The organism is Deltaproteobacteria bacterium, from assembly GCA_016219225.1.
In the GTDB taxonomy this organism is placed as follows: domain Bacteria; phylum Desulfobacterota; class RBG-13-43-22; order RBG-13-43-22; family RBG-13-43-22; genus RBG-13-43-22.
Window position 1 is genome coordinate 1 of record JACRBX010000290.1, and the last position, 11,455, is coordinate 11,455.

At 49.1% G+C, this 11,455-nt stretch carries 7 protein-coding genes; 5 read left to right on the plus strand and 2 right to left on the minus strand.

The window, feature by feature from the left end:
- Positions 1 to 222 (minus strand): DnaJ domain-containing protein (locus tag HY879_23795; protein ID MBI5606368.1); only part of this gene is annotated, 222 nt, incomplete at its 3' end.
- A 517-nt stretch (positions 223 to 739) separates the two neighbouring features.
- Here HY879_23795 and HY879_23800 point away from each other — a divergent pair.
- Genes HY879_23800 through HY879_23820 form a run of 5 tightly spaced genes read left to right on the plus strand, consistent with a single transcriptional unit; the run spans position 740 to position 10,305 of the window.
- Positions 740 to 3,604: a DEAD/DEAH box helicase gene (locus tag HY879_23800; GenBank protein MBI5606369.1), complete on the plus strand. Its 2,865-nt coding sequence runs from the start codon at positions 740 to 742 to the stop codon at positions 3,602 to 3,604.
- 15 nt (positions 3,605 to 3,619) lie between these two features.
- Positions 3,620 to 3,988 (plus strand): zinc ribbon domain-containing protein, encoded by a 369-nt coding sequence (locus HY879_23805; protein MBI5606370.1) that lies wholly within the window; start codon positions 3,620 to 3,622, stop codon positions 3,986 to 3,988.
- Positions 3,989 to 4,024: 36 nt separating this feature from the next.
- Complete coding sequence (locus HY879_23810; protein ID MBI5606371.1) at positions 4,025 to 5,797, plus strand: HAMP domain-containing protein; 1,773 nt, start codon at positions 4,025 to 4,027, stop codon at positions 5,795 to 5,797.
- Between the two features lie 60 nt (positions 5,798 to 5,857).
- Positions 5,858 to 7,201 (plus strand): sigma-54-dependent Fis family transcriptional regulator, encoded by a 1,344-nt coding sequence (locus HY879_23815; protein ID MBI5606372.1) that lies wholly within the window; start codon positions 5,858 to 5,860, stop codon positions 7,199 to 7,201.
- On the plus strand, positions 7,198 to 10,305 hold the full coding sequence (locus tag HY879_23820) for a tetratricopeptide repeat protein (protein ID MBI5606373.1): 3,108 nt from the start codon (positions 7,198 to 7,200) through the stop codon (positions 10,303 to 10,305). The genes HY879_23815 and HY879_23820 overlap by 4 nt, the downstream gene beginning before the upstream one ends.
- A gap of 58 nt (positions 10,306 to 10,363) precedes the next feature.
- On the opposite strand, the gene HY879_23825 is transcribed toward HY879_23820, so the two are convergent.
- Positions 10,364 to 11,329, minus strand: coding sequence for an HD domain-containing protein (locus HY879_23825; GenBank protein MBI5606374.1), 966 nt, complete (start codon positions 11,327 to 11,329; stop codon positions 10,364 to 10,366).
- Positions 11,330 to 11,455 lie beyond the last annotated feature (126 nt).

The following is an 11,455-nucleotide window of genomic DNA, read 5'->3' on the forward strand; positions in this document are numbered from 1 at the left end:
AAATCCAGCGGACCCAACCGTGTCGTATTGTTTTCTCTTTTCCTTGTCGCTCAATACCGCGTAGGCTTCACTCAGTTCTTTAAACTTTTCTTCCGCCTTTTTGTCCCCTTTATTCCTGTCCGGATGGTACTTCATGGCCAGCTTCCGATAAACCTTTTTTATTTCAGCATCGGAAGCCTTCTTGTCCACACCAAGGGTTTTATAATAATCTTTTTCGGGCATAAACATTCCTCAGATTTCAATTCGAAAAAAAGTTGCAAGTTGCAAGATGCAAGTTTCAAGAAAAGCCTTGAACCTCTCCAGGGTTTTCGCTTTGATCTTTCAGCTTTGAGCTTTTTTTGAATCTATTTTCATGCTTCGTGGTGTCCAAATGGACATGATAATTTAATGGTATAGGAATTTCCTTTTTGGACGCAGATCGACTCGGATCGGCTGAGGGCCGATCGTGCAGATTGTCAAGATTTTGAATATAAAGAATAGTTATCTGCGGGTATCGGCGAAAATCAGCGTCCTAATTTATTTAATTATAGTCATATTTCTTGATCTGTCAATCGATTCCGTTTGCCTTGTTTGTTCCGTCCAGCCCGGACTTGACATTTTTTAAGGCCATTATATAATCTTTTTTGATTGAAACCAGAATCATCAGGTGGTAACCTCATCCTCTTTCCTATTTTCATTTTTCAGCAAGAAGACTGTGGAATCGTTCCTTAGACAACTTAAAAAAACACCTTTGGGGGAGATGATCTGTTATCATCAAAGAATACCGGCCCAACCTTCGCGCTGGGGCCGGCCGGCCGCCCCCTTTCCGGAATTGATCCGGAATGCCCTGTCCGAAAAAGGGATTCCCCGGTTGTATTCGCACCAGGTCGAGGCTCTGGAGAGGATCCGGAATGGGGAGCAGGTCATTATCTCCACACCCACAGCCAGCGGTAAGTCCTTAATCTATGTTTTGTCCAGTTTGTTCAACCTGATCCAGGATCCTGCCGCCAAGGCCCTGCTCCTGTTTCCGATCAAAGCCCTGGAACAGGATCAACGGAAGATTCTGGAAGAATGGGCCCCAGGGCTTCCTTTTACCGGGAAAACCCTTTCGGCGATTTATGATGGGGACACCCCGGTTTCTCAAAGAAAAAAGATTCGACAGGCCCCTCCCCCTATTTTGATCTCTAATCCTGACATGCTTCATATGGGGATCCTCTCTTATCACGAGCAATGGAAGGAATTTTTCCAAAATCTGAAATTAGTGGTCCTGGACGAAGCCCATGTCTACAAAGGGATATTGGGAAGTCACCTGGTGCAGGTTATCCGGAGGTTGCGGCGAATTTGTCATCTCTACCAAAGTGCTCCCCAGTTTATCCTTTGTTCGGCGACCATTGCCGATCCCGGACTTTTTTCAGAGTCTCTCACCGGCCTTTCTTTTCAAGTGGTCCAGGAGTCCGGCTTCCCCTCCCCGGCCAAACATTTTCTTTTCCTGAACCCGGATATCAGCCCGGCGGTTGTGGGTGCCCGGCTCTTTACCTATTGTCTTTCCAAAGGGAAAAAGACCATCCTTTTTACGCAGGGCCGACGGGTAACCGAATTGATCCATATGTGGGTGGAACAAATGGCCCCGGGGTATAAAGGAAAGATCAGCTCTTACCGGGCCGGATTTTTGCCTGGGGAACGGCGGATAATCGAGCAAAGACTGGCATCAGGCGAATTACTGGGGGTCATTTCCACCAGTGCCCTGGAAATGGGCATCGATATCGGCAGTCTGGATGTCTGTTTACTGGTCGGTTATCCCGGCAGTGTAATCAATACCTGGCAGCGGGGGGGAAGGGTCGGGCGGAGTCAGCGGGAATCAGCCATCGTTTTGATCGCCCAGCCGGATGCCCTGGATCAATATTTTATCCGCCATCCGGAAGATTTTTTTGACCGCAGTTTTGAAACCGCAGTGGTCGATCCGGATAACAGCCCCATCCTCAAGGCCCATCTGACCTGTGCCGCAGCGGAAATCCCCCTTTCTCAAGAAGACCTTTTTTATAAGCCGTCCCTTTACCCGCAGGAGGTCCGGGATCTGGAAAAAGAAGGCCGTTTATTATTGACTGCCGCCGGGGAGGAATGGGTGTCGGCCAAGAAGCACCCTCACCGGGAGGTCAATATCCGGTCGGTCGGTGAAGCCTTTACGATATTAACCGGGAAAAAGGGTGAGGTCGTCGGGACCCTGGACGGTCTGAGGGCCTTTCGGGAGTGCCATCCCGGGGCCGTCTACCTCCATAGGGCCGAATCGTATCAGGTTGAACAATTGGATATTGCTGACCGGAACGTTTATGTCACCCGGAAGGAGGTCAATTATTACACCCGTATCGTGGCCCAGAAGGAAACCGAAATTATCCAAAAGGAGCGGGTCCGGCCGGTAGGAAACTTCCTGGTCAATTTTGGAAAGGTTCTGGTTACAGAGACCTTCACCGGTTATGAGAAACGGGCCATTCATGGGCAGGAACTCCTGGGGGTCTATCCCTTGGAACTCCCCCCCCAGACCTTTGAGACCGAGGGGTTGTGGATCGAGATCGAAGAAGTCGTTCAGAATCAGTTGAAGGATCAGGGCTTTCATGTGATGGGCGGCCTTCATGCCCTGGAACACGGGGCCATCAGCATCTTCCCTTTGTATGCCCTTTGCGACCGGGGGGATATTGGCGGCATCTGTTACCCCCATCATCCCCAGGTGGGGAAAGGGGCCATTTTTATCTATGACGGCTATCCCGGGGGGGTGGGGTTGGCCAAAAGGGGCTTTGAAATTATTGAAGGTCTTCTGGAAAAGACCCTCCATTTGATTTCCGAGTGTCCTTGTGAACAAGGCTGTCCTTCCTGTATCCACTCGCCGCAGTGCGGCTCAGGGAATAAACCGTTGGATAAACAGGGGGCTTTATATCTCAGTCAATTGCTCCTGGGGAAGATCCCGCTGAAGATTTCCCAGGGACACCCCCTTCCAATTGGGGAAATGGCCAAAGACCTGGCATTCCGAAAAACCGTTATCAGGAAAACACGGATCGGCTTTTTTGATCTGGAAACCCAGCGTCTGGCCGAGGAGGTCGGGGGGTGGGGAAATAAGCACCTGATGCGGGTGTCCGTAGGAGTCGTTTACGATAGTCAGGATGATTGTTTTCATCCCTACCGGGAAAAAGATATAATCCCTTTGTTGGCCCACTTGAAACAGTTCGATCTCCTGGTGGGCTTTAATATTAAAAGTTTTGACTATGGCGTCTTAAGAGGGTATTCTTCCTTTAATTTCGATTCTCTGCCGACCCTTGATCTGTTGGAGGATGTATTTTCCTGCTTGGGGTTTCGATTGAGCCTGGATCACCTGGCCCACAAGACGCTGGGAGTTCAAAAAAGCGGGAATGGTCTCCAGGCGGTTCAATGGTTCAGGGAAGGCTGCTGGGAACCATTGACCCATTACTGTCAGAAGGATGTGGAAATTACCAAATCCCTTTTTGAATTCGGACAAAAAAAAGGACATGTCCTTTTTGAAAACAAGGCTGGTCAGAGGCTCCGTTGTCCGGTCGATTGGAGTGTGGATCGGATCAAGAAGCTGTTAAAAGAGATAGAGAGAAGCCAAAAATGTTGACAGGAGGTCAGCCCTATGCCGATTTATGAATATGAATGTCAGGATTGTCATAAAAAGTCCTCATTCCTAATCATGAATTTGGAAAAAGAGGTTCCCGCGCTCCGCTGTAAAAAATGCGGCGGCCCGCGGTTGAACCGGATCGTTTCCCGGGTGAATGTCGTCAAATCCGAAGAAGCCCGGATGGAAAGCCTGGCCGATCCTTCCAAGCTTGGGGGTCTGGATGAGAATGATCCCAAAAGTGTGGCCCGATGGATGAAAAAGATGGGTAAGGAAATGGGTGAAGAGATGGGAGGCGAGGATTTTGATCAAATGGTGGATGAAGCCATGTCCGAAGCAGACCAGGGAATGGGAGGAGGCCCTTCTGACCTGGGGGAGGATCTGTGAAATTAGAGATGTTTTTGTGCACCATATTGGAATTCGATGGCCTTTCAACATAATAAAGTCGGTTTTAAACTGATTCTTATTTATCTGTTTTCTCTGTGTCTGGCCCTGTCAGCCGTTTTGGTGGTGACCCAATCCATTATCACCCAACAAGTCCACAGACGGCATCAAAAGAAATTAGATACCCTGACCCAGAAGGTTTTCTTCAGTCTGGAAAAACAAAAGGACCAGATTCGGGTATTGGCCCTGGCTATTGCCAATTTCGGACGGATGGGGACCTTGGTTGTCAAAGAAGATCAACGAAACATCCGGGCCTTGGTTCTTTCGGTTTTTAGAGAATCCGACCTGGATGTTTTATTTGTTCTCGGACAAAAAGGGAAGGAATTGATCCGGCTCCAGTCAAACCGGTTTCGTCGCTTGGGATTGGGAGGAAGCGGGCTCATTAAAAAGGCGATTCTCGGAAATTATCGGGTCCGGCTCAGTAAATGGGAACATGGGATTTTTATCAGTGGCAGTGCCCCCATTTTTAATGAAGAATCCGTATCCGGTCAGGTTTTTACCGGGGTTTTGATCGACAATATCTTCCTGGAAGAATTGGCTAAGGACGTGGATTCGTTTATGGCCATCGTAAGAGAAGGGAAGGTCCTGGCCAGTACCTTCACCCAAAAAGCGGGAGAAGGGGAAGAGTTGGAATTTTCGGAGGATGTGCTTCAAGACATCAGAGCCTTAATGGGCCAACCCCTGCCGGTTGTAGTTGAAGAAAAATCCTATACCATGAAATCCTTGCCTTTAAGAGATCGGGAAGGAAATATCCTTGGGTTTTTGGTTATTGGTCTTTCCCGGGCAGAACTGAATCAGACGGTTAATTCCCTGCGCCGGATTATCCTGGGCGTTGGGGGGGGAGGGGGTCTATTAGGAATCCTTTTGATGATTTTATTGACCTCTAAAATGAGACGGCAAATCGCCCTTCTTTCAGCCGGGACCGAAAAGGTTACCTCAGGTGATCTGACGGAAGCGATTCCGGAAATCAGCAAAGACGAACTGGGTGTTTTGGCCCGTTCTTTTAACCAAATGGCCCAGAGTTTGAATGAAAGGGATCGAATTCTTAAGGAGGAAAAGGAAAAAATACTGGCCAATGTGGATTTCCTTTCCATGATGGTCCATGATGTCAAGGCGCCCATAGCCGGGGTTAGTCTGATGATAGAGACCTTGTTGGAAGATAATCTCCAGCCGGAGGTAAAACAACGGCTTTCCGGGATGGGGGAAAGTATAGAAACCTTATTAGGGCACCTGTACAATGTCCTGACCATCTCCAAGATTGAAAAAGGCCCTTTTACTCTGAAACTTGAACCGGTGGATCTGAACGCCTCGGTAGTCTATGTTGCTTCCCAATGTGAGGTGCCGGCTGAACGGAAGGGTGTCCGGGTGTTGAAGGATCTTGATCAAAATTTATCGACCTTAGAGGCCGATGAGTTTTATCTGGAACGGGTGATCTATAATCTTTTGATTAACGCCATCCATTGGACCCCCCCGGGCGGATGGGTTAAAATAAAGACCGGCCTCCGGGAAAAGGATGGGAAGAGAATGATCTTCCTGGAGGTGGCTGATAGCGGTCCGGGGATCGCTTTAGAACAAAAGCCCAATCTCTTCGCAAAATTTATTTCTAAACCGGAAAAGGGGGATTTAACCGGAACCCATTCCGGATTGGGCTTGTATATCTGCAAGACTATTGTCCTGGCCCATGGGGGGGACCTGCAAGAAGAGGGAAGGGCCGGGGAGGGGGCACGGTTTGTTTGTACGTTTCCGCTGTAATGGTGACACTGTTACGGGTGATGACTCTGTAAAAACCCGTGATTCCCACGTCGGTAAATTATGGCTCGAATATTAATCGTCGACGACGACCTGAATACCTGCCAATCGCTGACGGCTGCTTTAAGTAAAGACGGTCACCAGGTTTTTGAAGCCCATTCCGGGAAAGAGGCCCTGGAAAAAATCCGCGGGCAGGAAGTGGAATTAACGGTGATCGATTTAATGATGCCGGGGATGAACGGATTGGATTTTTTCCAAACCTTAAAGGCCCTGCGTCCGGAAGTCGTCTCGATTATGATTTCCGCCCAGGCCACCATAGAAGTGGCCGTGAGCGCCATTAAAAGCGGCATTTATGATTTTATCACCAAGCCTTTTCGTTTGAACGAGATCAAAAAAGCCATTACCAAGGCCCTGGAAGCCCAAACCCTGCTTACGGAAAACAGGCGTCTGCGCCAGGCCTTGCGGGAAAAAGCTTCCTTTTCAAAAATTGTCGGGACCAGTCCGGCCTTTGCCCAGATGATGGATCTGGTTTCCAAGGTGGCCCCTACCCGGAGCACTATCCTCTTGTCCGGTGAAAGCGGGACCGGAAAGGAAATCATCGCCGAAGCCATTCATTTCGCCAGTTCCAGGGGGGAAGGCCCTATAGTTAAAATCAACTGCGGGGCCTTGACCGAGACCCTTCTGGAATCCGAATTGTTCGGTCATGAGAAGGGGTCTTTTACCGGTGCCCATCAGCAAAGGATCGGCCGTTTTGAAATGGCCAATGGCGGGACCCTCTTCCTGGATGAGATCGGAGAGATGAGTCTTGGCATGCAGGTTAAACTCCTCCGCGTTCTCCAGGACGGATGCTTTGAACGGGTAGGAAGCAGTCGGACCATCCAGGTGGATGTGCGCATCATTGCCGCCACCAATCGGGATCTGGAAAAAGAGGTCAAAGAGGGCCGTTTCCGGCAGGATCTTTTTTATCGTTTAAATGTGATTACTATTGAGATTCCTCCACTCCGGGAAAGGGTGGAGGATATCCCCCTGCTGGCCGGCTATTTTTTAAACAAGTATTCGGAGTTGAATACTAAAAACATCTTGGGTTTTTCCCCGGATGTCAGCCAGGTCTTAAGTAATTATCCTTGGCCGGGCAATGTCCGGGAACTGGAAAATATTATTGAAAGGGCCGTTTCTCTTTGCCAGACCTCGACCGTTGAACTTTCCGATCTCCCGGCCCGGCTGACCGGTTCTCCTGCTGCCGGAAGTTATTTGGTGGTTCCCATAGGCATTTCTCTGGATGAGATCGAGCAATCGGTTCTGAAGAAGACCCTGATAAAGACCAAGGGCGACAAAAAAGCAGCCGCCCGTCTGTTGGGTATCAGTCTTTCCAGCCTTTATAATAAACTGAACCGCAAGGATATATGAAAAAAACCGCACTATCTAAGATATCGGCGGCTTGGCTCGTTTGGAGCCTGTTGGTCTGGGTAGGACCCGAAGATTCATGGGGTACCTTCGAAAACAAAAAAAAGACCAAAGAAATGCCGGCCATAGAGACCAAGATCAAACAAGTCCCTGGCGAGGGGGCTTTCACTATTCCTCTTTGGAAGATCCATTGGGAAAAGGCCCGGGAATCAGTCCTCCTGAAAAGATACCCGGAAGCCGTGCAGGATTTTCGCCAGGCTCTGTCCTTGAAGCCGAATTTGGATGAGGCCCGGCAGGAACTGTCTCAGGTCCTGGTTACCCTTGAGAGATGGGGAGAGGCCATTTCCGAGTTGGAAATACTGGCGGAACATCAACCATTGAACCAAAAAGTCCAGAGGGAACTGGCCGATCTTCTTTCTCAGAAAAAGGAATATCGCCGGGCCATTGAGCGGTATCAACGGCTTTTGCAGAAAGAACCGGATAACCTGGCGATCCGTTTATCCTTAGCCGCCAACTATTACCAGATAAACGAATCGGAAAAGGCCCTGATTGAATGGCGTCAGGTGCTTATTCGGGACCCGCAAAACGTTGAGGCCCGGACCCATCTGGCCGAGGTTTTGGGGGCTACTCGACGGCTGGATGAATCCATTCTCATTCTGGAAGGCCTGGTCAAACAGTTTCCGAAGCAACTGGGCCTGAAAAAGAAGCTGACCCAGGCCTTGTTTTCGGCCCATAGGAACAAGGAGGCCCTTCCCTACCTTCAGGAACTTAACCGGCAGGACCCGGCTGACCTGGAGACCCAATTGTCATTGGCTCAAGTATTATCGGCTGGGAAGCATTATGATCAGTCCCTGACTTATTTAAATACTTACTTAAAGAAAAAGCCGGACCAAAGCAGTGCCCTCCTGGAAAAAGCCCGGGCCTTATTTAATACCGGAAATCATTCCGCAGCCATGGAAATTTATGAAAGACTTAAAAAGATCGAACCCAATAATCTTGATCTTCAACGGGAGGTGGCGGAAGCCTATTATTCTTCCGGAAAGAATAAAGAGGCCCTGGCGGAATTTGAAAATCTGGTAAGACATTTCCCGGATGAATATCAACTCTATGAAAAAATAGGGGAGTTGTACCTTCAGAACAGGAATTACAGCCAGGCCGTGCTTCCTTTTCAAAAGGCCCTGTCCCTGGAACCGGAAAATTTGTTTGCCCAATTAAGCCTGGCCCGGGCCTATAACTTTTCGGGAGAAAAAGAAAAGGCCTTGCCTTTTTATCGTTCTATCCTCTTGAAAAGAATGGATCCCAATCTTCAAGTTGAATTGGCCGATCTCCTGTTTGAAATCCAACGTTTTTCAGAAGCCTTTGAAATTTACCAACAGATGCTGGAAAAGCAGCCCGACCTTTGGGAGGTCCGTTTTAAATTGGCCACCGGTCTTTATCGTCAAAAAGAATTCGGTCTGGCGGCCCGGCAATTGGAGGCCCTGGTCTTGATCCAACCGAATAACGCGGCTATCCGGATTTTAGCCGGTTACAATGCCCTGGATCAGGGCGACTATGTCCAGGCCCAAAAGGCCTTCCAAAAAGTGCTGACCTTAGGGGAAGATCCCGGAAACGTTTTGCTCAGGCTGGGAGAGGTTTCACGTCTTTTGGGACGTCCCTGGAAGGGGATCAGTTATCTGGATTGGGCCTTGACCATTAAACCTGGCGATCAGGATATCCTTTTAGAAAAAGCCATGGCCCTGATCGATGGAGGGGGGTGGGTCCAGGCCCGGAAGATCCTGGAGCCTTTGGTAAAGAGCTATCCCGGGAGTTATAAGATCCAACGTTCCTGGGCCCGTTTATTGGCTGCCCTGGATCGAAGAGATGAATCTGAGGCCGGTTGGGAGGCATTGGAAAAAAGATTTCCCCTGGAACAGGACCTGATTTTTCAAGATCGGGCTGACTTCTATATTCAAAAGAAAAAGCCGGACTGGGCCTTGACCGCTCTTCGGGCCGCCCACATAAAAAATTCAATAAATATGGAAATCCGGAGAAGAATCGGGCGCCTCTTGCTTCAAACGGGTCATTGGAAAGAAGCTGAAAACTATTACCAGGAATTGGAGGAGCGGAAAATTCTTTTAGATGAAGTTTTTCCGGGTCAGGCCATTCTTTTCATCCGTCAGAAAAATTATGCCGGGGCCAAAGAAAAACTCTGGAAGGGCTTGATGCAGGCCCCTGATTCGGTGAGGATCCGTTTTTGGTTGTGGTGGCTTTATGACCGGGAAAAAGAAGGGGCTGAGCCGGCCCAAAAAATAGAAGAAAACTTGAGGGAATTCAGCCGGAGCCAGGAAGGGGGGCTCCTGGAACTGGCGGATCATTATCGGGAGACAGGGGATTGGAAGAAAGCCTACCTGATCTATCAGGAGTTGATCGAAAAAGGGGAGGATGATGATGTCCTCCAGGCCATTTCCAGAATTTCTGATTTCTTTCAGTCCCAAGGAAAGGCCGAGGAACTCCGGGGCATCCTGGAAGATTTACAAAAAAGGTTTCCCAGGAACCAAAAAATAACCCGCCTGTTAATTGAGAACTACACCCAGGAAAAAGAATACGCCCTGGCGGTGAAAGCCATTGACGGCCTTCTGAAGGTCGAAGATCCTCTTGATCCGGTGTTACTGATTCAGAAGGCCCGTCTCCTGGAACAATGGAAAAAGCATCCCGATTCACAGGCTTCTTATCAAAAATTGCTCGATCCACCGGTGGATCGGTCGTTCAGAGAAAAGGTGAAGACCATCATTCCGGCACAGGAGAAGACCCTCGAATCCCTCATTAATAGGATTTCGGCAGACCAAAGGGATAGCGCAGTCAATCCTTTTTTTGAAACCATGAAAGAAAAGATAGAAATTTTTCCTTTAGAAAAGGATCAGAAAGATAAGATCAAAACCCTCATCGAAGGGTTTAAGGCCAGGGCCTTGATCCAAAAGAAGGTTTATCTGGAAAAAGAAGGGAAAGATCGTTTATGGAGAACCCAACTCACTCAGGCCAGGCCTTTTCTGGAAGAGTTGAAAACGATCGACCCTGATAATGCAGAGGTCAAAGAGGATCTGGATCGAAGCTACCGGCTTCAGAATTAACAAGTTCAAAAGATATCTTGGCCTCCACCAATCAAACTTGGTGATTTTTACAGGTCCATCATTCTTTTAGGATTCTTCTTTTTAAGACCTTGTGCCAGTCGGTGAAGGCCCCCTCGCCCCGATCTTGTCCGATATGATCGGTCATCATGGTTATTTTTGCTTCCAGGTCATCGACCATATGAACGATTAAGGCCTCCCTGGTCAGGGGAAGGACCGGAGAGCCGAATTCCAGTTGGCCATGATGGGAAAGGATAATATGCTCTAACTGGGCCAGCAGCTTGGGGTTATCCCAGGAAAAATTTTGGGCTGCCGTCCTGATCATTTCCCAGCTCAAGGTCAGATGTCCCAGCAACTCCCCCAAATAGGTATTGTGAGCCGAAAGGTACCCTTCGAGTTCCTTCAGTTTGCCGATATCATGGAGGACCGCTCCGGCCAGGACCAGGTCCTGACTCAATTCAGGATAAAGTTTGATGACCTCCCGCGCCAGTTGAACGACCCGAAAGGTGTGTTCCAGGAGACCTCCCTTATAGGCGTGGTGATATAATTTCGATGCCGGCCATTCTTTCCAACCTTCTTGGTTGGTCTCAAGTAAGGAAAGGGTCAATTCCCGTAAGCCCGGATGGTGGATTTCTTCCCGGACCCAGGAAAGTAAACTGTTCCAGAGAAGGGGGATGTCCAGGGTGGAGGCGGGGATCAATAAGTCCGGTTCAAAGCAGGCCGAATCGAGTTGCTCCGGAGACCAACTCTGGATGCCTCTGATCCGCTCGATGGTCAGTTGCGGCTCATCCTGAAAGCTTTCAATCTTTCCGGCCACCCCGGCGAATTGTCCCTCGGAAAACAAGGGATCAAGCTGATCCATGGCTTCACTCCAGATCTTGGCGGCCAGAGTTCCGGTCCGGTCGGTCACCGTAAGATCCAGATAATTTTTCCCGGTACGGGTTTTACGCCGTTCTTTCCTTTTTATCAAAAAAAATTGATTGATCTTGTCTCCCGGTTTCAGGTCGGAAATGAAGATATGGGGCATGAAAACTCCAAGGCGGTTCAGGGTTCAGGGTTCAGGGTTCAGGGTTCAGTGGTCAGGCTTCAGGGTACAGGGTTCAGGGATCAGGGTTAAGGGATAAGGGTTCAGTGATCAGGCTACAGGGTTCAG